Raw genomic sequence first — 20863 nt, 5'->3', positions numbered from 1 at the left:
GCGCTCACCGCTCCAGAACGTGCACAAATCGCTCAGTTGCGGCCGGCGGCCAGCAGACCCGACGACGCGAACTTCAGCCCCGCGCGCAGTTCGTCCAGGCGGATCGGGTCGTCGGACTCGATGTACCGCAGGGTCGTCGCCACCGCCATGTTGAAGAACAACCACGCCAACGCTTTTGGGCTCAGCTCGTTGCGATACTGGTCGCGGTAGTGGTTCATGTGCAGCGTCGACATCGCCACGAGCGTCGCATTCAAACCCGAAATGCTCTCGAAAGCGCGCACGTGGTCCGGACGTTCGGCGAGGTACCGAAGCAGGCCGCGGTTGGCGATCGTGACGTCGATGAGGAAGTCGATGGAGGCCGCCATCGCCTCGGCGGGCTGGGCGAGCGTCACGGCCCGCAGGCGTTCCTCGATGGCCGGGGCCTGCGAGAGGGCGAGATGCTCGATGGCCGCCTCGAGGATCTCGTCCTTATCGGCGAAGTACTGGTAGATCGATCCTTTACTGACGCCCGCCCGGTCGGCGATCAGGTTCGTCGTCACCTGGGTGGGATCGGTGGTGAGGAGCAGACCGGCCGTCGTCTCGACGATTTTTGCGACCATCTCACGAGAGCGCTGCTGCTGCGGTGTCTTTCTCCGCGCTGACCTGCGCCTATCCGTGCTCACCGACGCCCCTTATGCGACTTGAATGCGACCTGTCGGTCATATTAGCCTCGCCGAACGACCTGGAATGGAGGTGGACGCCGCCCATGACCGCCACTTCGGACATCGATCTGTCTGTCGACGACGAACCGATCGAACTGGTACCGCCGGATTCGCTGACCGCCGAGCACACGGGCCGTTGGACGTTCCTGATCTTCGAGGGCGCGGCGTTCATGATGCAGGCGATGCATCCCGTCATCGCCGAGGTCACCGGCCGCTATTCCGCGTCGTTCCACGGCGATCCGGGCGGACGGGCGATCCGGTCCATTGACTCGGTGCTGCGGTGGACCTACGGCGGCACCGAAGCCGTGGCCGAAGGAAATCGGGTCCGCGCCATGCACCGGCCGATGACGATGAAGAGCGCGTCGACCGGCAAACAGATCAGCGCCCTGAATCCCGAGGCGTACCAGTGGGTCATCTGCACCGGCTACATCGTCAACGTCCACGGTGCTCGCTTGTTGATCGGGCGGGACTTCACCGACGACGAGAAGACCCAACTGCTGCGCGACAACCGCCGACTGGCGCGCCTGTTGCATGTGCCGATGCGCGACTATCCCGAGACCGATCAGGAGATGACCGACTACTTCGAGTCGATGATCGACAAACTCGAGGCCACGCCGCAGGCCCGCAAGCTGATGGACGACTTGATCACCGGCACGATGGAGCTGCCCCCGTCGGTGCCGAAGGTGTTCTATCCGCTGATCAAAGCCATGCTGCGGCCCGCATTCCGCTTCAATTACCTGTCGATCGTCGGGTTGCTCGACCCGCGTCTGCGCACCAAGCTCGGCGTGAGTTGGAGCCCCGAAGAGGAGCGCCAGCTCAACCGCATCTACAAGGCCATCCGCATCGCCTACCGCGTACTTCCCGACCGGCTGACGTACTTTCCGCTGGCCTACCACGCCCGCAAGCATCACCAGTGCCTGGAGAAGATGGCCGAGCGGCAGAAGAAGTCGTGGGCCTACCGGGTGCCGGGCGCCGTCGCACCTGAGTAGCGATTCCGGTGCGCTACCAGTCGCTCAGCGATTGCTAGTGCACCCAAACCGCCGCCTAAAAGTAGCGCGGGAAGCCGCTCCAGTCGGGGTCGCGCTTCTCCAGGAACGCGTCGCGGCCCTCGACTGCTTCGTCGGTCATGTACGCCAATCGTGTTGCCTCACCGGCGAACAGCTGCTGACCGACCAGACCGTCGTCGGTGAGGTTGAACGCGTACTTGAGCATCCGGATCGCCTGCGGTGACTTGCCGTTGATCTCCGAAGCCCACTGCAGAGCGACGGTCTCCAGTTCGGCGTGGTCGACAACGGCGTTGACCGCACCCATCGCGTGCATCTGCTCGGCGGTGTAGGGGCGGCCCAGGAAGAAGATCTCGCGGGCGAACTTCTGGCCGACCTGTTTGGCCAGATATGCGCTGCCGTATCCGCCGTCGAAGCTGCCGACGTCGGCGTCGGTCTGCTTGAACCGGGCGTGCTCGCGGCTGGCCAGCGTCAGGTCACACACCGCGTGCAAACTGTGTCCGCCGCCGGCGGCCCACCCGTTGACCAGACAGATCACCGGTTTGGGCATGAACCGGATCAGCCGCTGCGCCTCCAGGATGTGCAGGCGCCCGGCGCGCGCCGGGTCGACGGTCTCGGCGGTCTCGCCCGACGCGTACTGGTACCCGCTGCGGCCGCGGATCCGCTGATCCCCGCCGGAGCAGAACGCCCAGCCGCCGTCCTTGGGCGAGGGCCCGTTGCCGGTCAGCAGCACGACACCGACGTCCGATGACATCCGCGCGTGGTCGAGGACGCGGTACAGCTCGTCGACCGTGTGCGGCCGAAACGCGTTGCGCACCTCGGGCCGGTCGAACGCGACGCGCACCGTGGGCCGCGGAACGCCGTCGACGACGTGGCGGTGATAGGTGATGTCGGTCAGTTCGAAGCCCTCGATGGGCTGCCACAACGACGGGTCAAAGGGGTTGTCACTCACGGGGTTACCTTATCGATGCGGAAAACCGGGCAGCGACCGGCGAGCGCCTCGAACTCGTCGGGGTTGGGTCCGGTGACCAGTCCGGCGCTCTTGATGAAGTCCACCCCGGTGGGCACCTTCGACGGGAACTCCCGCAACAATGGTCGCGCCTCGTCGACGGGCATCTCCACCATCCGCACACGTTCGCTGCGGCGGCCGATGTGCAGCGTGACCTCACCGGCCGCCCTGACATTGGCGGCCCAGTCGGAGCCGGGTACCCCGCCGACCACATAGCGCTGACCGTCGACCTCCATCGGCGTGACCGGGGTGGACCGCATCTTGCCGGTCTTGCGTCCCGGTACGGACAGCACGACGGGTCCTTTCTCCCCGAGGATGCCGAGCTTCTGCAGGCCGATCATCACCTTGTTGACGTACTTCAGCCACCACGGCAGGCGAATGTCGGACATGGCGCAAACGCTACGTGATCGGATCGACGCGGAACACCGGCAGGCGGCCCGCCATCCCCTCGAGCTCGTCGGGTGTCCCGGTCTCCAAAACCCCCGCCCGCGTCATCAGGTCGACACCGACGGGCACCTGCGCCGGGAACTGCCGCAGCACCGGGCGCGCCTCGTCAGGGCTCAGCTCGACGAGGCGCACCCGCTCCGAACGCCGGCCCTGCCGCAGCGTGACATGGTTCGCCGCACGAGCGTTGCGCACCCAGTCCCCGCCCGGGTAGCCGTTGATGACGTAGCGGGCGCCGTCGACGAACATCGGCGTGATCGGCGTCGACCGCGGCTTGCCCGTCCTACGGCCCGGCACCGTCAACACCACGGGCGACTCGTGCCGCGAGATCGGCAGCCCGAGGCGCAGCAGCACCATCACCAACTTGTTGGCGTATTTGAGCCACCGCGGGGGCGTCATCCGATCGCCCATGCCGTGAGGCTATCGCTCAGATCGCGACGCCGTGGCCGGACAGCGCTGTTCGCAGACCGTCCGGGCGCTCGGTGGTCGGCAGCGGATCGACAAGGGCGAACCGGCAGCCCACCGCGCGGGCGCCGCCGTCGGCCTCGTCGCTGTCCCCGATCATCAACGCGGACACGGCTTCCACGCCCAGCCGGTCCAGCGCGATCTCGAAGATCGCCGGGTCGGGTTTGACCGCGCCGACTTCGAAGGACAACACGAACTCGTCGACGAATTCGGCCGCACCGAGGGAGACGAACGCCGGTCGCACGGCGAAGGCGATGTTCGACACCACCGCCGTCCTGATGTGCCTGCGATGCAAACCCTGCAGCACCTCGGCGGTGTCCGGATACGGAGTCCAGTTCATCGGGTCGATCAGCAGCCCGTACAGCGACTCGGCGTGCTCGTCGGCCAACCCGGACTCGCGCAGCACGTGCAGATACGCCTCGCGATGGAGATGCGGCGCCAGATCGCGGTTCACCCATACGCGGTGAGCCTCCGGAGTCATCTCGACGTGCTCGCCCGTCGGCGCGGTCATCCGGCGCATCAACTCGGCCTGGACGTGGCCGTCGACCTTGCGGTCGTCGACCTCCATCCCGTGAAACCAGCTCTCGTCCTCCTCGAGTCGGAACAACGTACCCGAAAAGTCGAACAGGACGGCGTTGATCTCACTCATGGCACCGATGCTACCGACCAACTCGACTTGCCTTGTCGCGCAGCACTTCCCGTTCCCGCTCGTTGTCGGTCATGGCGGCCGCCCGGTCGAACTCGCCGGCGGCCTCTGCGCCGCGGCCCAGCCGGGCGAGCAGTTCGCCGCGCACGCTCGGCAACAGATACGAGCCCTCTAACCCAGTCAACGAGTCGACGATCTCCAGCCCTGCCTCGGGGCCGTCGGCCATCGCCACCGCCACCGCCCTGTTCAAATCGACGACCGGCGACGGCGCCGCGCGAGCCAACCCGTCGTACAGCGCGACGATGCGGTGCCAGTCGGTGTCGGCGGCGGTGGGCGCGGTGACATGGCACTCGGCGATCGCCGCCTGCAGCGTATAGGGGCCCCATCCAGTGCCCTTGCGCCGCAACGTGTTCGCGGCGCGCTCGAGTGCGGCCACCCCGCGTTGGATCTGCGCTCGATCCCATTTCGCCCGGTTCTGGTCCTCCAGCAGGATCGGTCTGCCCTCGCTGTCGGTGCGGGCGGCGAAGCGCGACGACTGCAGCTCCATCAGCGCCACCAGGCCGTGGACTTCCGGTTCGTCGGGAACCAGCGCGGCCAGCACCCGGCCGAGGCGAAGCGCCTCGGTGCACAACTCGTCGCGGATCCAGCGCTGACCGAACGACGCCGAATAACCCTCGTTGTAGATCAGGTAGATCACGCTCAGCACCGCCGACAGCCGCTCCGGATACTCCGAGCGGTCCGGCACCTCGAACGGCACGTTCGCGGCCGCGAGGGCCTTCTTGGCGCGGGTGATCCGCGCGGCGACCGTCGCGGTGGACGTCAGGAAGGCGCGGGCGATCTCCTCTGTCGTAAGCCCGCCGACGACCCGCAATGTCAACGCGATACGGCCTTCGCGCGGCAGCACCGGATGCGCAGAGATGAAGATCAGCCGGAGCACGTCGTCGTCGATGCGGTCGGGGTCCCACGATTCCTCGACATGGCTTTCGAGCTCGCGAGCCATCGCGGCGTATTTGCTGTCGAGATTGTCCTGACGGCGCCACAAGTCGATGGCCTTGCGTTTGGCAACCGTGGTCAACCATGCGCCGGCGTTGCGCGGTACACCCGTCGTCGGCCACTGCTCGAGCGCGTCGACGAGCGCGTCGGCGGCCAGGTCTTCGGCGACCCCGACATCGCCGACCGAGCGCGTCAGAGTCGCGACGATTTTCGCCGCTTCCATGCGCCACACCGCGTCGACGGTCGCCTGCACGTCGCTCACGCGTTCATTGTGCCGACGCGGGCCTCACGCCGGAGTTTCGGGACGCGTAATCTACGTTTTCCTGCGGCGTGTCGCAGTGCTTTCGCCGAGCTCGCGACGGAAAGTTAGAAGGTATGACCCACAGGTTGGTCACAGCGTATTGGGAAGGCCGCAAGGCATTCCCGCACACGCTCGTCAACCCGTACGCGGGACTGGGGGATCGGGCGATCGCGCGGATGTGGCGGCTGGGCTGGCAGCGCGCCGCCGACGAGCAGCGGGGCATTCCGAGCGAAGAGGAGCGACTTGCTCGCTTCGCCGCGGAAATCGATGCCCTCCTGGGCTAGTCGCCTCGACGCGCTGCGGCGCCGACAGCCCCGCGTCGTTCTCGGCGTCACGGGTGCGCCGGGCGCGGGCAAGTCGACACTGGCCGAGGCGGTCGCGACCGCGGCCGACGATGCGGCGTACGTGCCGATGGACGGCTACCATCTCGCCGACGTCGAGCTGCAGCGGCTCGGTCGCCTCGACCGCAAAGGCGCCATCGACACGTTCGACGCCTACGGGTATCTCGCTCTGTTGCAACGCATCAGGGCCCAGGGCGACGAGACCGTCTACGCGCCGGCGTTCCACCGCGATCTCGAACAGCCCATCGCCGGCAGCATCGCGGTGATGCCCGACCATCGCCTGATCGTGACGGAGGGCAACTACCTTCTCGACGACGAGCCCCCATGGCCGACGGTCCGCGCCCTGCTCGACGAGGTGTGGTTCGTCGACGCCCCGCCCGACGTTCGCCGTCGTCGCCTCATCGCCCGCCACGTCGAGTTCGGTAAGTCACCTGAACAGGCCGAGGCGTGGGTGCGCGCCGTCGACGACCCCAACGCCGCGCGCATCGAAGCCGTGTGGGACAGAGCAGATTTCGTGGTCACTCCGTAGCAAACCCCCGCGAGCGACCGTGTCTGCCCGCCGACACGCCGCGAACCCGCGTGCAAAAGGGGTCGCTCGCAGCAGGAAAGCTAGCCGACCGCGCGTTCGCTGCCCTCCCAGAACTGCGCGCGCACGGCCTTCTTGTCCGGCTTGCCCAGCGCGGTCACCGGCACCGAGTCCACGACGATCACCTGCTTGGGTGACTGCACCGATCCCTTGCGCTCCTTGACCGCCGCCTGGATCTCGGAGGTCATCTGCGCGACGGCCACCTCGGAGCGGTCGGCGTCGGGGCGCAGCACGACGACCGCGGTCACCGCCTCGCCCCACTTCTCGTCGGGCGTTCCGATCACACAAACCTGGGCTACCGAAGGGTGCTCGGCCACAACATCTTCCACCTCGCGGGGGAACACATTGAACCCACCGGTCACAATCATGTCCTTGGTCCGGTCGACGATGTAGTAGAAGCCGTCCTCGTCCTCGCGGGCCAGATCACCCGTGTGCATCCAACCGTCGCGAAACGTCTCGGCCGTCGCCTCCGGCTTGTTCCAGTAGCCACCGGACACCAGCGGCCCGGACACGCAGATCTCGCCGACCTCGCCCTGGGGCACCGGGTTACCGTCACCGTCCAACAGCGCCACCCGCGCGAACACCGTCGGCCGCCCGCAGGACGTCAACCGCTTCTCGTCGTGATCGCCCTTGGCCAGGTACGTGATCACCATCGGCGCCTCGGACTGGCCGTAATACTGGGCGAAGATCGGGCCGAACCGGTCGATCGCCTCGCGCAGCCGCACCGGGTTCATCGCCGAGGCGCCGTAGTACACCGTCTCCAGCGACGACAGGTCGCGGGTGCGCGAATCCGGGTGGTCCATCAACGCATAGATCATCGACGGCACGAGCATCGTCGCGGTGATCTTCTGCTCCTCGATCACCCGCAGCACCTCGGCCGGGTCGAACTTGGTCAGCACGACCAGCTCGCCGCCCTTGATGATCGTCGGCACGAAGAACGCCGCACCCGCATGCGACAGCGGGGTGCACATCAAGAACTTCGGGCGTTCCGGCCACTCCCACTCGGCCAACTGGATCGTCGTCATCGTCGTGATCGACTGCACGGTGCCGATCACGCCCTTGGGCTTACCGGTCGTCCCGCCGGTGTAGGCCATGCCGCCGATGTGATCGGGCGGCAGGTCCGCCGCCACCAAGGGCTGCGGCGAGTACTTGGCGGCCTCGGCGGTCAGGTCGACGCCGACGCCCTCCAACTCGGCAGGCACCGGACCGATCGTCAGCACCTGCTTGAGCGCGGGCACCTTCTCCAACAGTCCCTGCGCCCGCTCGACGAACATCGGGTTCGGGTCGATGATCAGTGACGTGACCCCCGCGTCGTTCAACACATAGGCGTGGTCGTCCAGAGAGCCGAGAGGGTGTAGTGCGGTGCGGCGGTAGCCCTGGGTCTGCCCGGCGCCGATGATCATCAGCACTTCCGGCCGGTTCAGCGACAGCAGGCCGGTGGCCGTTCCCGAACCCGCGCCCAGCGCCTCGAACGCCTGAATGTACTGGCTGATCCGCTCGGCAAGCTGTCCACCGGTGAGCGTGGTGTCCCCGAGGAACAGCACCGGCTTGTCCTTGTTCCGCTTCAGTGCCCCGACGGTGAGATGCCCGGAGTGGATGGGATGGCGCAAGAGGTCAGCACTCATGACCATCAGACTAGAACGTGTTCCAGTTCCAGTCACCAGGTCCCCGGAAACGCTAGAACCGCGACGGCAGGTGCCCGCGGTCGCGTAACCACCCGCTACGTGCGGCCGGGTACCACTTGAACGTCGGTGATGGAACACACGCCGCGGTTGGGGACCGAGAGCAAGCTGGTCGCGTTCGAGCAGCGCATCGGTGAGCTGGCGATCGCTTATCTGCGATCAACAACCGGCAGGTCAGGGCCGATGCATCGTTGGACGCCTCGGCCTGGATGCTGGTGCGGATGGTCGAGCACCTCTGTGTTCGCTACAACCTCGACCAGCCGTCGATCGACCGGGACAGGTTCATCGACGAGCTCACGCTGATGGCGCTCAACTACCTGCGGCCCTGGCCGACCCCGCCCCAGGACTGTTTCCCGCCGCTGCCTGGCCACGCCCAGCCGCCAAACGCGAAATGAACGCGAGCTCACGCTCGTGTCAGCATCCCGGACGCTGCAAAGGTGCGGTACCGGACCCACCCCGGGGCGGCATAAGTTAATGTCCATCCTCATCGAGCCATGTGTGAGGTCACGGGTCTCGTCGTGTAAGCAGACGCGACAGCCATGGAGGACCCAGCGGAAAATACTGAATTTTGCTGCGGCAGTCTCGAGGCATGGTGAATGCTGCCGGCAGGGGGTTTGAGCATTAAGTGAACGGCGATTCAGCATGACGGCACGTGGTGACGGAATCGAAGTCATCGGCAACTGGGCCGGCGGCTACGTCAGACGCCATCCCCTGGCCGCGCTCGCGACGGCCGGGGATCAGTTCGTGCTCGGCGTGCGCACGGTGCAGTACATGTTCATCGACCTGTTCACCGGACGTTTCCAGGGGTGGGAGTTCATCCGCCAGGCAGCCTTCATGGCGGGCACCGCGGTCTTGCCGACGGTCCTGGTGGCCCTTCCCATCGGCGTCACTCTGTCGATTCAGTTCGCACTTCTGGCCGGGCAGGTCGGGGCCACGTCACTTGCCGGAGCGGCCAGCGGCCTGGCTGTGATCCGCCAGGCGGCATCCCTGACCGCCGCGATTCTGATGGCGGCCGCCGTCGGCTCGGCCATCACCGCCGACCTCGGTTCGCGCAAGATGCGCGAGGAGACCGACGCGATGGAAGTGATGGGCGTGTCGGTGATCCGGCGCCTGGTCGTTCCGCGGTTCGTCGCGGCGATCATGATCGGCGTGGCGCTCACCGGAATGGTGTGCTTCGTCGGATTCCTCGCCAGCTATCTGTTCAACGTCTACTTTCAGAACGGCGCGCCCGGCAGCTTCGTCGCCACGTTCGCCTCGTTCACGACCACCGGCGACATGATCGTGGCGATGGTGAAGGCAGTCATCTTCGGGGCCATCGTCGCGGTGGTGTCCTGCCAGAAGGGGTTGTCCACACAGGGCGGCCCCACCGGCGTCGCGAACTCGGTCAACGCCGCCGTCGTCGAATCGATTCTGATTCTGATGGTCGTCAACGTCGCGATCAGTCAGCTCTACATCATGCTGTTCCCCCGGGTCGGTTTGTGACATGGCGTCGACGTTCGTACCTCCGCTGCTGGCGCCCTTCGTCCGCTTCTTCGGCAAGGTCGGCCCCCCGATCGGGCGGCTCGGCCACATGCTGGTCTTCTTCGTCCGGGCCATTGCCGCGATCCCGTTGGCGCTGCGGCACTATCGTTCGGAGTTCGTCCGCCTGCTATCCGATATCGCCTGGGGCAACGGCTCTTTGGTGGTGGGCGGCGGAACCGCCGGAGTGGCGATCGTCCTCGGTGTCACGGTCGGCGCACTCGTGGGCATCGAGGGCTACAACTTCCTCGACCTGCTCGGGCTGGGGCCCGCGACGGGAATCATCTCCTCACTGGTCAACACTCGCGAACTCGCCCCGATCGCATTGTCGCTGGCGTTCGCCACCCAGGCAGGCTGCCGGTTCACCGCGCAGCTGGGCTCGATGCGTATCGCCGAAGAGATCGACGCCCTCGACTCGCTGGCGATCCGCCCCATCCCGTACCTCGTCACCACCCGCCTGATGGCGTCGGTGGTCGCGGTCATCCCGCTCTACGTCGTCTGCCTGGCGGTCAGCTACCTGACCACCCAGGTCGTCGTGTATGTCATCAGCGGCGGATCGACCGGCTCCTATCTGCACTACTTCACGCTGATGCTGTCGGGTCAGGACATCCTGTATTCGCTACTCAAAGCGATCATCTTCGTGTGGATCGCCACGACGATCCAGTGTTACTACGGCTTCTATGCCAGCGGCGGGCCCGAGGGTGTCGGGGTTGCCGCAGGACATGCCATGCGGGCCAGCATCACCGTGGTGATCATCGTCAACATGCTTCTCACCATGGCGTTGTGGAACGTCGACTCCGGAGCGAGGTTTGGGGGGTAGGTGGCGAATTCCTTTGATCTGGACGGGCCGGGGCCCACCGATCGCCAGTTGATCGGAGCCGGCATCGCGGTGGCCGTTGTGCTGGCGTTGGTTTCGGTGACCCTGTTGGTCAAGGCGACAGGACGCCTCGATCCGTTCGTGCGGGTCGTGGCGAATCTCGTCAATGTCGGCGACGGACTGCCGCAACGTTCAGACGTGAAGTACCACGGGGTGCTGGTCGGAGCCGTCGACGGTGTCACCCCGGCTGCGCACGGAAACCCGAACTACGTCCACATCAATCTCGATCCCCACTACGCCCGCTCCATACCTGCCAATGTCACGGCGCGGGTCGTGCCCAGCAACGTGTTCGCGGTGTCGTCGGTGCAGCTGGTGGATCCCGGTGCGAACCCCGGACCGCCGATCAGTGCGGGGGCGCACATAGCGGAAGACACCGAGCTGCCCACCGTGCTGTTCCAGACAACGATCAGCAAGTTGCGTGACATCCTGGCCGCCACCGGGCGTGGCCGCGAGGACAAGACGGTGGGCGTCCTGGCGGCGGTGAACGAGGCCACCGAGGATCGCCGCACCGAACTGCTCACCAGCGGCGCGCAACTGAATCGGCTGCTCGATCAGCTCAACGCGATCGTGGCCACCGATCCGGGACCGACCACGGTCTCGGCGCTCGTCGATGCCACGCGGGGACTGCAGGCCACCGCGCCCGAGCTGATCGACGCGCTGCACATGGCCGTCGAACCGATGCAGACCCTGGTGCAGCAGCGTGCTCAACTCGACGCCCTCATCAGTGGCGGAATGCACACCATGGGAACCACGCACACAGCTCTGAACAACCACACCGACCGGCTGGTCACGACCACCACGGAGCTGACCCCGGTGATGGGGATCCTGGCCGACACCTCTCATCACTGGCTGCCGGCCTTCATCAAGCTGAATGGCTTGTCCGACAAGTTCTTCGAAGAGGTCTGGCGACCCGAGCGCGATGTCGGCAACATGCGGATGAACTTTTCGCTGACCCCGAGCTACACCTACACCCGGGCAGACTGCCCGAGATACGGGGAACTGAAGGGTCCCAGCTGTTACACCGCACCCCTGGTAGTGACCCGGCCGGAGTTGCCCGACGTCCTGCTGCCGCAGAACTATCAACCGCCCAAGGATCTGGCGCCGCCGCCGGGCACGGTGCTCGGCGAGAACGGGAACCTGATCGCCGTGGGTCCGCCGCTGGTGAACCCGAATCCGAGTCTGGCCGATCCGAATCCGCCACTGCCGCCGTGGATGTCGCCCGCACCACCGGTGCCGGGAACGGCGAACGACGCGCTGGTGCCGATACCGCCACCGCCGGCGAACCAGTCACCTGTGGCGCCGGTTGCTCCCAAACCCGGTGATCCGCCCCGGTCGCAGGCGCCGCCACCGGCCGCATCCGCACCGGCGCCGCCGCTGCCCGCCGAAGCCGTGATCGGGGGAGCTCGATGAAGTATCGCGCCGCACTGGTCGGGCTGTCGCTGTTCATGGTGGTGGCGTTGACCTTGACCTGGCTGGTCTATGTCACGCTGCGCCGGGACGTGGCCGGGTCGACGGTGCCCTACTCCGCCGTGTTCACCGATGTCTTCGGCCTGCGCGAGGGTGACGACGTCCGAATGGCCGGCGTCCGGGTGGGCCGGGTGGAAAGCATTGACCTGCAGGGCAAACACGCCAAGGTGTCGTTCGTCGTGCAGCGCGAGCAGCAGCTGCTCGGCACCACCGTCGCCTCGGTGACCTACCAGAACATCGTCGGACAGCGATATCTCGGCCTGTCGCTGGGCAACCTGGGGTCGCCCGATCCGCTGCCGGCAGGCAGTGTCATCCCGGTCGAACAGACCGATCCGTCGTTCGACGTGGGCCGGCTGCTCAACGGGTACGAACCGCTGTTCAGCGTGCTCGACCCGCGGCATGCCGACAATCTCACCAAAGGTGTCATCCAGTCGCTGCAGGGCGACGAGGGGTCGATAACGGCGCTGATCGACCAGACGGCGCAGCTGACCGACGCTTTCGCCGGTCGCGACGAGGAGCTCGGGGGGGTGATCACCGACCTCAACGTCGTGGTTGCCAACCTCGCCCGACACAACGACGACCTCGACCACATCATCGGCCAAGCGCGGTCGGTGGTCTCGACCTTCGACGCGCGGCGGCCCCAGCTGGTGGATTCGATGGGCTCGATCGCGAAAGTGGTGCGTCAGCTGTCGACGATCTCCGACGAGGTCTACCCCTCGCTGAACGAACTCGTCGAGCGCGAACCGGGTTTCGCCGCGCACATGGTCAAAATCGAACCGCAATTGGCGTTCGTCGGCGCCAATCTGCCCCTGATGCTGAAGGGATTCGCGCGCATCACCGGCGAGGGCACCTATGCCAGCGCCTACGCGTGCAACCTCGACGGCACCGCGTTCTTCCCCGGTCTCAACGACGTGACCCCGATCGTCGTCGACGCGGCCACCCCCGGCAACAAAGCCCGATACACCCCGAAGTGCAGGAATATGGCCAATGGCTGATCGAACAACTGCCGTCCGTCGCAGGCGGCGCCCACTGGAGAACTACAGCAAGATCTGGCTGGGAGTCGTTGCCGTCGCGGTGGTTTCGGTTCTCATCGCGGCGCTGATGCTGGTGAGAGTGGCCGACTTCGGCTACCGCCACTACACCGCACGCTTCCTGCAGGCCGCGGCGCTGCAACCGGGCAATCCGATCACCGTGGCCGGCATCCCGGTGGGCGAGGTGTCGAGCATGGAACTCAAGGGCGACCATGTCGAGGCCGGCCTGAAGGTGCGCAACGATGTCGTACTCGGCGAGGACTCGCGCGCCTCGATCAAGATCACGACGATCCTGGGATCGCGGTACCTCGCGCTGTATCCCGATGGCCCAGGTTCGTTGCCCGACGACACATTCGACCTGACGCACACCGAGGTGCCCTACGACCTGCAGGAGGCACTGGCCGACGTCACCACCACCTACGAGCAGGTCGACTCCGATGCGTTCGCCGAAACCCTGGCTATTCTCGGCCGCCAGCTCGAGACCCTGCCCCCTGTGGTTCCGCAGGCGTTGGAGAACACTCAGACGCTGTCGACGATCATCGCGAAACGCCGAGACCAGTTGGGCGAGCTACTCAAGACGACGGAGCTGGTCAGCTCCACGCTGCGGCGCCAGCAGTCGACTATCGGCAGCCTGATGGATCAGGGCAACTCGTTGCTGGGGGAGTTCGTCGCGCGGCGTGCCACGTTCCAGGCGATGATGGACGGGCTGACAAATCTGGTTCAGACGTTGAGCGGCATCGTGATCGACGATCGGCCCGAGCTCGAGGAGCTGCTCGACAATCTTCAGGAGCTTTCCACTCTGCTGGGCCGAAACGACGGCATGGTGCGCAGCATTCTGCAGTCCGGAGCGGTCGCATTACGCAACATGACCAACATCACCGGCACCGGCAATGCGATCGATTTCAACGCCTCCAGCGGCCTGCTGGTCGACTCCTGGATGTGCGCTATCAGCGGCCGAGCCAAACAGTTCGGCATGCTCGAGTACTACCAGGACTGCAAATGAGCCAGGTATCCGAGGAGCGAGTGTGAAAAGCACCAGGTCCAAGATCATCGCGGCCGTCGCCGTTGGCCTCGTCGTGGCCCTGGCCGCGGCCGTCGTCGTGGTCAAGTTCGCCATGGATCAGCTCGATACCATCACCGTCACCGCCCAATTCGACAGCGCCGCCGGGCTTTACGAGGGCAATGTGGTCGCCGTCCTCGGGATGCCGGTGGGCAAGGTCACCAAGATCACCACGAAGGGTGGTTACGTCGAGGTCGATTTCACCGTCGACAAGGATGTCAAAGTGCCCGCGGACGTCCAGGCCGCCACCATCTCGAACTCGATCCTCACCGATCGCCAGATCGAGTTGACGCCGCCCTACCGCGACGGCCCCACCCTGCAGAATCACGACACCATCGGTTTGAACCGCACCCGCACACCGGTTGAATTCGCCAGGGTACTCGACGTTCTCGACAAGCTTGCGCTGTCACTGCGTGGTGATGGGAAGGGTGACGGCCCGATCGCCGACGTAGTCGACGCCAGCGCCGCGATCGTCGACGGCAACGGCCAGCAGATGAAGGACGCACTGGGCGAGTTGTCGCACGCGTTGCGGCTCAGCGCCGATCGCGGCACCGTGACGAAGGATCAGCTCACCACCATAGTGCGCAACGTGAGTTCGTTGTCGGAGGCGGCGGCGCGCAACGACTCGATGATGCGGGAGTTCGGTTCTTCCGTGCGGGCCCTGAGTCAGATCCTGGCCGACGAGGATCTCGGCAGTGGCACCACCGGTAAGAAGATCAACGAGGTGCTGACCAACACCGGCGAAGTGTTGGAAAAGCACCGGGAATCCATCAAGGATCTCGTCGCCAACGGCGACATTGTGTTGAACGCCACCACTGACCATGAACGCGATCTGATGGAGTTCCTCGACCTCGCGCCGATGACCCTGGACAACCTGTACAACGTCGCCGACCAGAAGAACGGCGCCCTGCGGGTGAAGGTGGTCACTGACAAGGTCTTGTTCGACAACCAGTTGATCAAGGAGGTCTGCAACATGATGGGCCTGCGCCAGTTGGGTTGCAGCACGGGGACATTACAGGACTTCGGGCCGGATTTCGGGTTGACGTACATGCTCGACGGGCTTGCCGCGATGGGGCAGAAGTGATGGGCGCCGTCCGGAACCGCCGCCTGGCAGCGGCCCTTGCCACGAGCGCGTGCCTTGTCGTCTCCGGCTGCGCCACCGAAGGTTTGGCGAGTCTGCCGCTGCCGGCACCCAGTGTGGGCTCAGGCGGATACCGGGTGACCGCGGTGTTCTCCAACGCACTGAACCTGCCGGCGAACGCCAAGGTCAAGTTGGCCGGCGCCGATGTCGGTGAGATGGAGTCGATGGTGGCCCGCAACTACACCGCGGTCACCACGTTGCGAATCATGGACGGGGTGCAATTGCCGCAGGGCAGCACCGCTGAATTGCGTTCTGCCACACCGCTTGGGGACGTGTTTGTGGCGATCAAGCCACCGAGCCCCGTCGAACCCGGCACGCCGCTGCTCACGGACGGGGACACCATCCCCCTGGAGTCGACGACGGCCGCGGCGACGGTCGAATCGGTGTTGGGTTCGGCCGCGATCCTGGTCAACGGCGGTGCGGTGCGGAACTTCACCAACATCATCAACGGCCTGGGCAAGGCGACCGGTGACGAGGGCCAGGCGTTCGGCGCCCTCATCCGCAAGACCAACGACACGCTCGGCACGCTCAACGCGCGTTCGGACGAGATTTCGACCGCGATGACCGAGACCTCGCGGTTGGCCAACTCGATCGCCGCCAAGAACCAGGTGATCGCCGACGTGATGGCCGAAGCCCGCCCGGCCACCGACACGTTGGCGGCCCACACCACCCAGATCGCCGATCTCGTACAACAACTCGGCGATGTCTCGAACCAGATGCGTAAGTTCCCGTCGATTGCGGGTACCGATACCAGCGGCCGCAGCGTCATCGCGGACGCCAATACCGTTGCGCGCGCGTGGAACGACGTCGCACTGGCTCCCGGTGCCACCCTCTACGCGCTCAACCGGCTGATGCCGCCGTTCCTCAAGACGTTGACCAGTAGCTCGATCGCGCTGGACGCCAGCGTCGACCGGTTGGTCCTCGGGTCCATCCCCGATATCGGATACGCCGGTGACCCAGGCCTGCACGGGCCCAAACGCCACGACTGGCATCAGCTGGTGGGCACACTGCAATACACGTTGTTCCGGCTGCAGGAACGAATCGTGGGCAGGGGGCCAGGGGTGCCGCAGGTCCCGGTGATCCCCAGCCCGACGGAACCCGGTGAGATCATCGTGGCTCCCCAGCATGGACCCCAGCCGGCCGCCGCTCCTGGGCAGGCGCCGCCGGCCGCCGCTCCTGGGCAAGCGCCGCCGGCCGCGCCCCAGGCGACACCGCCGTCGCCTGCCCCGCTACCCGCCGAGGCTCCACGATGATCGCCGGGGCCGCCGACCGCATCGTCGGTCTCGTCCGGCTCGGCTACCGCCGCCGTGCCTGGTTGTCGGCGCTGGCATTGGTCATGACGCTCGTGGTGGCCACCGCGTATCTGTTGTTCGGTGCGCTGCAGGTGAATCCGCTCGCGTCGACTTACCGGCTCACCGTCGAACTGCCGGCGTCCGCGGGGTTGTTGCCCAATCAGGACGTGACGCTGCGGGGGGTGCGGATCGGGCGGGTCGAAAGGCTCGACCTCACACCCAGCGGCGTCAACGCGGTCGTGACCGTCGACTCGACGACGCAGATACCGAAATCGTCCGACGTGCGGGTCTCGGGGCTCTCACCGGCCGGTGAGCAGTACATCGACTTCGTTCCCGAGGAGCAGACGGGTCCGTTCCTTGCGGACGGCGCAGTGGTCGGGCAGGGCAGGGCCACGATTCCGGTCAGCCTGGCCGAGCTGCTCGCCAACGCCGACGGCGCGCTGGCCCAGGCGGACACCGAGAAACTCGAACTCATCAGAAGAGAACTGAGCCTCAGCGAAGCCGGTCCGCAGAAACTGGCCGACATCGTCGACGGCGGCACCTTCTTGTTGTCCACCCTCGATTCGGTCCTGCCCGAGACGAGTTCCCTGTTGCGCACCAGCCAGGTGGTGTTCACGCTCGTCGCCGACAAGAACCCCGGAATCGAGGTTGCCTCAGACAATCTCAGCGAGAGCTTCGTCGGCATCAACAAGATGCGCGACGGCTATCGCCGGCTCACCGACCAGACGCCAGGCGTCCTGAACCACGTCGACAACCTGTTCATCGACAACTCCGACACCATGGTGCAGTTGCTGGGCAATCTGAGCACCACGTCCCGGTTGCTCTACCTGCGGGTGCCGGCGCTGAACGCGCTGTTCCCGAAACATCGCACATCGGTGCTCGACGCGCTCGGCGCCGCGATGCACAGCGGCGGATTGTGGGGGACCGCCGAGATCTATCCCCGTTACACCTGCGACTACGGCACGCCCAAGCTGCCCCCGTCGAACGCGGACTACCCCGAACCGTTCATGTACACCTACTGCCGCGACGACCACCCCGGAGTCCTGGTGCGCGGGGCCAAGAACGCGCCACGACCCGCCGGAGACGACACCGCTGGGCCGCCCCCGGGTGCCGACCTCGGCCGACAGATGGACCCAACCCCGAAGGGGCGCTACACGATTCCGACGCCCTACGGCGGCCCGACGCTTCCCATCGAGCCGCCGCGCTGATCGACGCCTATCCGTGAGGAGATGACGATGCCCGTGAGTACCGACCGAGACCACGAGACCGACAAGCCCGGCGCCGGGGACCAGACGGCGGAGTCCGAAACCGCCCCGGCCGATGACACTAACGAGATCCGTGCCGACGACGACTCCGGCAACGACTCCGGCGACGACGAAACCGCCGCACGCAACTGGCGCCGCCCGGCACTGCGCGGGGCCCTGGTCCTGGCGTTCGTGACACTGCTCGGGACAACCGGATTCCTCGGTTGGCAACTGTGGCAGGAGCGTCAGGTCGCGCAGGCCGGCGAACAGGCCCGGGCGGCAGCGGTGACCTACGCACAGGTCTTGACGAGCATCGATTCGGCGAAGGTCGACGAGAACTTCGATGCGGTGCTCGATGGGGCGACCGGCGAGTTCAAGGATATGTACTCACAATCCAGCAGCCAGCTGCGCCAATTGCTGATCGACAACAAAGCATCTGCTCACGGGGTGGTGCTCGAATCGGCGGTCCAGTCCGCCGCCAAGGACAGGGTGGTCGTGCTGCTGTTCGTCGACCAGTCCGTCTCCAACACCAACGTGCCCGATCCACGCATCGATCGAAGCCGCATCAAGATGACGATGGAGAACGTCGACGGACGTTGGCGGGCAAGCAAAGTCGAACTGCCGTAAGACCGTGAGGAGACGTGAGATGCGATTGCTGAGCCCGGCACTGGCAGCGGTGGCCATGGTGACCGCGATGGTGGCCGTCGCGCCCGCCGCGTCTGCGTCGGCGCCCTCATTCTGCGGCGAGCTGGGCGGTCAGTGGGACGGCCAGTTCTGCAGCACGTCGGTGGTCTCGGAGCGCAAGGCGACGCGCAACATCAAGATGGCGTTGCCCGGCGATCTCGTGGACAACCCGACGATCCGCGAGTATCTGACCAACCTGATGAACAACTGGCGCAACGCCGCGAGGATGACGGCGCACGACAGCTTCGGCGAGGAGCACTTCCAGATCTTCCAGCATGGCGGCGCGATGACGATCGTCTTTCACGAGATGTACTCGGGGACGGTCGGTACCGACGCCCTCTCACATCCGAACGCGCCGATCATCAGCGACGCCTACCGCACCTTCACCTTCGCCGATGGCCGGCGGCTGCAACTGGGAGACCTGTTCAAATCGGGTGTCGACCACATGGGCGAGATCCCGCGCCTGGGTGCGCCGTTCATCGTCGCCGCACTCGACGCCGCACCCCCGCCGCACCAACCTGGCACTTATCCGTTCACCCCGGACCGCTGGACCCCCGACAAGGTGTTTTCCGGTGCGTACAAAGCATGGGCGCTCACTCCAGATGAGCTGATCCTCTTCATGCCTGACTACCCGGTGGGCCGCGATCGACCGATCAACTTCAGCCCGGGGCTCCCGCAGTGGGCGATGGACGGCGGCACCGTGCAGGCCCACATCCCGCTGTCGGCGCTCGCACCGATTCTGCGCCCCGAATTCGGCGGTAACTGAGCATGATTCGGGCGCTTGCCGCACTGGTGACCGGCCTGCTGTTGTTCGCGCCGGCGGCAAGCGCCGAACCCGCCGCCCCGACACTGCCGGTCCTCACTCCGTACCCCTCGGATTGGCAGCCCGACTACACCGTGTTCCCGTACAACCTGTGGCAGATCCGCGTCACCCCCGAGCAGATCACCGCGCAACGCGAATCATGTCAGTGGATCAACGCGCAGTACGAGCAGCTGATGAGCCAGGTGTTCGGATTTCAGCGCTTCCTCGCCGACCAGGGCGACGACTGGTCGCGTCCCGGGGTCACCCAGGCGGGCGACACCGTCGCCGCCAATCTCGACCAGTCGGCCGCGTTCCTCGACCCCCGCGCGCACACGTTGTTCATCATCAATTACCCGGACCAGAGCGAGTATTCGCCGCTGTTCCACGGGGATTCGATCTACCGGTTGTGGTACCAGTTCACTCAGATCAGCGACAAGATCAAGAAGCGGATGCCGTCTAGGCAGATCAACGCCAACATCGCGACCGCCAACGTCTATGGAGGGGTGATCCGCGACTCCGGGGTCTGCGCGGGCGCGTAACGCGTAGGGTTCGGCCGGTGAGCACCGACGCCAGGCAGCGGCTGCGCGAGACGATCCTGAAGCTCTCCCGTGAACGCGGCCCGGACAAGACGATCTGCCCCTCGGATGCGGCCCGCGTTGTCGGTGGTGACGACTGGCGCGACCTGATGGACGACGCCCGCGAAACCGCTCGCGACCTTGCCCGCGACGGTGACGTTGAGATCACCCAGAAAGGTGAGGTGCTCGACCCGAACGCGGTGTGGCGCGGACCCATCCGGATCCGCGCCACCTAACCGGCCCCCTTATCCGCGAATTGCATTCCAGCAAGCGTCCACTCGCACTTTCGCTGCCGGAATGCCATTTCGCGCTCAACAGCAAGGCTCACGCCAAACGCTATGTTGCCCTGCACCGACCGATCACGGGCCCACTCTCGGTAGCGGGATCAGCAGCTCGTAAAGCAAGTTTGCCTGATTTGCTGTCGAAGCTAGTTCGATGAGTTAGCGTGCGACCTGGTCAATCCATCGAGGAGGCAGGCATGGGCGAATATGCCGGTGCGTCAATAACGTTGGCCGTCATGTCACTCCTTTTAGCCGCGCAGAGGAGCGAGAGATGAGTTGGATCAGAGCCTCTGCAGTCCGCAACGCTCTGACGAAAGGTGCTCTGGCCGGCGCTCTCGCGATCGTGGCCGCGACGGGTGCGGCCGGTCCGGCAATCGCGATGCCCGCCTCCGGCGGAACCTCCATTGCGCCGGTGCCCCTCCAGCCGTCTGGGCCGCCGACTGGGCCGGACGATCCCAGATGCATAACCCAGCCCGCGAACGCGGTGTGCCAGGGCGGCCCGTATGCGCCTGCTCCGCAGGGCCCTGCGGCTCCGCCACCCACAGGGGGAATCCCCACTGGCCCGGCTGATCCCGCATGCATCAGTCAGCCTGCGAATCCGATATGCGCGGGCGGTCCGTACGGGCTGCCAACGCCACCGCCACCGCCACCGCCACCGCCACCGCCGGCGTCGCCGATCGCGGCGCCACCAGTCGACCCACCACCGGTGGCACCACCAG

General features: G+C 66.0%; 23 protein-coding genes. 16 read left to right on the top strand and 7 right to left on the bottom strand.

Annotation, left to right across the window (positions count from 1 at the left end; genetic code table 11):
* Positions 1 to 32 precede the first annotated feature (32 nt).
* Positions 33 to 599 carry a TetR/AcrR family transcriptional regulator gene (locus CEX88_RS13475; protein ID WP_094293871.1) on the bottom strand — a complete coding sequence of 189 codons (567 nt, stop codon included), beginning with the start codon at positions 597 to 599 and terminating at the stop codon, positions 33 to 35.
* A 146-nt stretch (positions 600 to 745) separates the two neighbouring features.
* On the opposite strand from CEX88_RS13475, the gene CEX88_RS13470 reads away from it, so the two are divergent.
* On the top strand, positions 746 to 1690 hold the full coding sequence (locus CEX88_RS13470) for an oxygenase MpaB family protein (RefSeq protein ID WP_094293870.1): 945 nt from the start codon (positions 746 to 748) through the stop codon (positions 1688 to 1690).
* A gap of 55 nt (positions 1691 to 1745) precedes the next feature.
* Here CEX88_RS13470 and CEX88_RS13465 read toward each other — a convergent pair whose 3' ends face one another.
* From CEX88_RS13465 to CEX88_RS13445, 5 genes are read right to left on the bottom strand one after another with little or no spacing between them, the layout of a single operon-like run.
* The gene (locus CEX88_RS13465; protein WP_094293869.1) at positions 1746 to 2657 is read right to left on the bottom strand and encodes a 1,4-dihydroxy-2-naphthoyl-CoA synthase; all 912 of its coding nucleotides are present in this window, start codon (positions 2655 to 2657) and stop codon (positions 1746 to 1748) included.
* Complete coding sequence (locus CEX88_RS13460; protein WP_094293868.1) at positions 2654 to 3103, bottom strand: nitroreductase family deazaflavin-dependent oxidoreductase; 450 nt, start codon at positions 3101 to 3103, stop codon at positions 2654 to 2656. The genes CEX88_RS13465 and CEX88_RS13460 overlap by 4 nt, the downstream gene beginning before the upstream one ends.
* Positions 3104 to 3113: 10 nt before the next feature.
* Entirely contained in the window at positions 3114 to 3569 is a 456-nt protein-coding gene (locus CEX88_RS13455) for a nitroreductase/quinone reductase family protein (RefSeq protein ID WP_094293867.1), read from the bottom strand.
* A 16-nt stretch (positions 3570 to 3585) separates the two neighbouring features.
* Positions 3586 to 4272: an HAD family hydrolase gene (locus CEX88_RS13450; RefSeq protein ID WP_094293866.1), complete on the bottom strand. Its 687-nt coding sequence runs from the start codon at positions 4270 to 4272 to the stop codon at positions 3586 to 3588.
* 10 nt (positions 4273 to 4282) lie between these two features.
* Positions 4283 to 5485: an RNA polymerase sigma factor gene (locus CEX88_RS13445; RefSeq protein ID WP_094293971.1), complete on the bottom strand. Its 1203-nt coding sequence runs from the start codon at positions 5483 to 5485 to the stop codon at positions 4283 to 4285.
* Positions 5486 to 5637: 152 nt separating this feature from the next.
* On the opposite strand from CEX88_RS13445, the gene CEX88_RS13440 reads away from it, so the two are divergent.
* Together CEX88_RS13440 and CEX88_RS13435 are read left to right on the top strand one after the other, a co-directional pair.
* Positions 5638 to 5847 carry a hypothetical protein gene (locus CEX88_RS13440; RefSeq protein ID WP_064398109.1) on the top strand — a complete coding sequence of 70 codons (210 nt, stop codon included), beginning with the start codon at positions 5638 to 5640 and terminating at the stop codon, positions 5845 to 5847.
* Positions 5831 to 6433: a nucleoside/nucleotide kinase family protein gene (locus tag CEX88_RS13435; RefSeq protein WP_094293865.1), complete on the top strand. Its 603-nt coding sequence runs from the start codon at positions 5831 to 5833 to the stop codon at positions 6431 to 6433. The genes CEX88_RS13440 and CEX88_RS13435 overlap by 17 nt, the downstream gene beginning before the upstream one ends.
* An 80-nt stretch (positions 6434 to 6513) precedes the next feature.
* On the opposite strand, the gene fadD8 is transcribed toward CEX88_RS13435, so the two are convergent.
* Positions 6514 to 8115: a fatty-acid--CoA ligase FadD8 gene (gene fadD8, locus CEX88_RS13430; protein ID WP_094293970.1), complete on the bottom strand. Its 1602-nt coding sequence runs from the start codon at positions 8113 to 8115 to the stop codon at positions 6514 to 6516.
* 248 nt (positions 8116 to 8363) lie between these two features.
* Here fadD8 and CEX88_RS26340 point away from each other — a divergent pair, with 248 nt between their 5' ends.
* The 13 genes from CEX88_RS26340 to CEX88_RS13365 all read left to right on the top strand — a co-directional run bounded on the left by CEX88_RS26340 (position 8364) and on the right by CEX88_RS13365 (position 20099).
* The gene (locus tag CEX88_RS26340; protein WP_238382064.1) at positions 8364 to 8567 is read left to right on the top strand and encodes a hypothetical protein; all 204 of its coding nucleotides are present in this window, start codon (positions 8364 to 8366) and stop codon (positions 8565 to 8567) included.
* A 247-nt stretch (positions 8568 to 8814) separates the two neighbouring features.
* A complete protein-coding gene (locus tag CEX88_RS13420) occupies positions 8815 to 9654 on the top strand; it encodes an MlaE family ABC transporter permease (RefSeq protein ID WP_094293864.1) in 840 nt (279 codons plus the stop codon).
* A gap of 1 nt (position 9655) precedes the next feature.
* Positions 9656 to 10510 (top strand): MlaE family ABC transporter permease, encoded by an 855-nt coding sequence (locus CEX88_RS13415; protein WP_064398118.1) that lies wholly within the window; start codon positions 9656 to 9658, stop codon positions 10508 to 10510.
* The gene (locus CEX88_RS13410) at positions 10511 to 11977 is read left to right on the top strand and encodes an MlaD family protein (RefSeq protein ID WP_094293863.1); all 1467 of its coding nucleotides are present in this window, start codon (positions 10511 to 10513) and stop codon (positions 11975 to 11977) included.
* The gene (locus CEX88_RS13405; RefSeq protein ID WP_094293862.1) at positions 11974 to 13029 is read left to right on the top strand and encodes an MCE family protein; all 1056 of its coding nucleotides are present in this window, start codon (positions 11974 to 11976) and stop codon (positions 13027 to 13029) included. Before CEX88_RS13410 ends, CEX88_RS13405 begins: the two co-directional genes overlap by 4 nt.
* Positions 13022 to 14068 carry an MCE family protein gene (locus CEX88_RS13400; protein ID WP_094293861.1) on the top strand — a complete coding sequence of 349 codons (1047 nt, stop codon included), beginning with the start codon at positions 13022 to 13024 and terminating at the stop codon, positions 14066 to 14068. Before CEX88_RS13405 ends, CEX88_RS13400 begins: the two co-directional genes overlap by 8 nt.
* Before the next feature lie 22 nt (positions 14069 to 14090).
* The gene (locus tag CEX88_RS13395; RefSeq protein WP_094293860.1) at positions 14091 to 15209 is read left to right on the top strand and encodes an MCE family protein; all 1119 of its coding nucleotides are present in this window, start codon (positions 14091 to 14093) and stop codon (positions 15207 to 15209) included.
* Positions 15209 to 16519: an MCE family protein gene (locus CEX88_RS13390; protein ID WP_094293859.1), complete on the top strand. Its 1311-nt coding sequence runs from the start codon at positions 15209 to 15211 to the stop codon at positions 16517 to 16519. The genes CEX88_RS13395 and CEX88_RS13390 overlap by 1 nt, the downstream gene beginning before the upstream one ends.
* The gene (locus CEX88_RS13385) at positions 16516 to 17766 is read left to right on the top strand and encodes an MlaD family protein (protein WP_094293858.1); all 1251 of its coding nucleotides are present in this window, start codon (positions 16516 to 16518) and stop codon (positions 17764 to 17766) included. The genes CEX88_RS13390 and CEX88_RS13385 overlap by 4 nt, the downstream gene beginning before the upstream one ends.
* 21 nt (positions 17767 to 17787) lie before the next feature.
* A complete protein-coding gene (locus CEX88_RS13380) occupies positions 17788 to 18429 on the top strand; it encodes a YfgM family protein (protein ID WP_420799218.1) in 642 nt (213 codons plus the stop codon).
* A 19-nt stretch (positions 18430 to 18448) separates the two neighbouring features.
* Positions 18449 to 19252: a mannan-binding protein gene (locus CEX88_RS13375; RefSeq protein WP_094293857.1), complete on the top strand. Its 804-nt coding sequence runs from the start codon at positions 18449 to 18451 to the stop codon at positions 19250 to 19252.
* A 2-nt stretch (positions 19253 to 19254) separates the two neighbouring features.
* On the top strand, positions 19255 to 19827 hold the full coding sequence (locus tag CEX88_RS13370; protein WP_094293856.1) for a hypothetical protein: 573 nt from the start codon (positions 19255 to 19257) through the stop codon (positions 19825 to 19827).
* 17 nt (positions 19828 to 19844) lie between these two features.
* Positions 19845 to 20099 (top strand): DUF3253 domain-containing protein, encoded by a 255-nt coding sequence (locus CEX88_RS13365; protein WP_064398137.1) that lies wholly within the window; start codon positions 19845 to 19847, stop codon positions 20097 to 20099.
* The last annotated feature ends 764 nt before the right edge of the window (positions 20100 to 20863 follow it).

Source organism: Mycobacterium neumannii (genome assembly GCF_002245615.1).
GTDB lineage: Bacteria > Actinomycetota > Actinomycetes > Mycobacteriales > Mycobacteriaceae > Mycobacterium > Mycobacterium neumannii_A.
This window is presented reverse-complemented; position numbering and strand designations above follow the sequence as displayed.

Bases quoted from the DNA above. Each gene is read 5' to 3' on its own strand.
- CEX88_RS13375 (WP_094293857.1), top strand. From the start codon at position 18,449: ATGCGATTGCTGAGCCCGGCACTGGCAGCGGTGGCCATGGTGACCGCG.
- CEX88_RS13420 (WP_094293864.1), top strand. From the start codon at position 8,815: ATGACGGCACGTGGTGACGGAATCGAAGTCATCGGCAACTGGGCCGGC.
- CEX88_RS13385 (WP_094293858.1), top strand. From the start codon at position 16,516: ATGATCGCCGGGGCCGCCGACCGCATCGTCGGTCTCGTCCGGCTCGGC.
- CEX88_RS13470 (WP_094293870.1), top strand. From the start codon at position 746: ATGACCGCCACTTCGGACATCGATCTGTCTGTCGACGACGAACCGATC.
- CEX88_RS13445 (WP_094293971.1), bottom strand. From the start codon at position 5,485: ATGGAAGCGGCGAAAATCGTCGCGACTCTGACGCGCTCGGTCGGCGAT.
- fadD8 (WP_094293970.1), bottom strand. From the start codon at position 8,115: ATGAGTGCTGACCTCTTGCGCCATCCCATCCACTCCGGGCATCTCACC.
- CEX88_RS13405 (WP_094293862.1), top strand. From the start codon at position 11,974: ATGAAGTATCGCGCCGCACTGGTCGGGCTGTCGCTGTTCATGGTGGTG.
- CEX88_RS13390 (WP_094293859.1), top strand. From the start codon at position 15,209: ATGGGCGCCGTCCGGAACCGCCGCCTGGCAGCGGCCCTTGCCACGAGC.
- CEX88_RS13475 (WP_094293871.1), bottom strand. From the start codon at position 599: ATGGTCGCAAAAATCGTCGAGACGACGGCCGGTCTGCTCCTCACCACC.
- CEX88_RS13450 (WP_094293866.1), bottom strand. From the start codon at position 4,272: ATGAGTGAGATCAACGCCGTCCTGTTCGACTTTTCGGGTACGTTGTTC.
- CEX88_RS13380 (WP_420799218.1), top strand. From the start codon at position 17,788: ATGACGATGCCCGTGAGTACCGACCGAGACCACGAGACCGACAAGCCC.
- CEX88_RS13435 (WP_094293865.1), top strand. From the start codon at position 5,831: ATGCCCTCCTGGGCTAGTCGCCTCGACGCGCTGCGGCGCCGACAGCCC.
- CEX88_RS13400 (WP_094293861.1), top strand. From the start codon at position 13,022: ATGGCTGATCGAACAACTGCCGTCCGTCGCAGGCGGCGCCCACTGGAG.
- CEX88_RS13440 (WP_064398109.1), top strand. From the start codon at position 5,638: ATGACCCACAGGTTGGTCACAGCGTATTGGGAAGGCCGCAAGGCATTC.
- CEX88_RS13370 (WP_094293856.1), top strand. From the start codon at position 19,255: ATGATTCGGGCGCTTGCCGCACTGGTGACCGGCCTGCTGTTGTTCGCG.
- CEX88_RS13455 (WP_094293867.1), bottom strand. From the start codon at position 3,569: ATGGGCGATCGGATGACGCCCCCGCGGTGGCTCAAATACGCCAACAAG.
- CEX88_RS13415 (WP_064398118.1), top strand. From the start codon at position 9,656: ATGGCGTCGACGTTCGTACCTCCGCTGCTGGCGCCCTTCGTCCGCTTC.
- CEX88_RS13460 (WP_094293868.1), bottom strand. From the start codon at position 3,103: ATGTCCGACATTCGCCTGCCGTGGTGGCTGAAGTACGTCAACAAGGTG.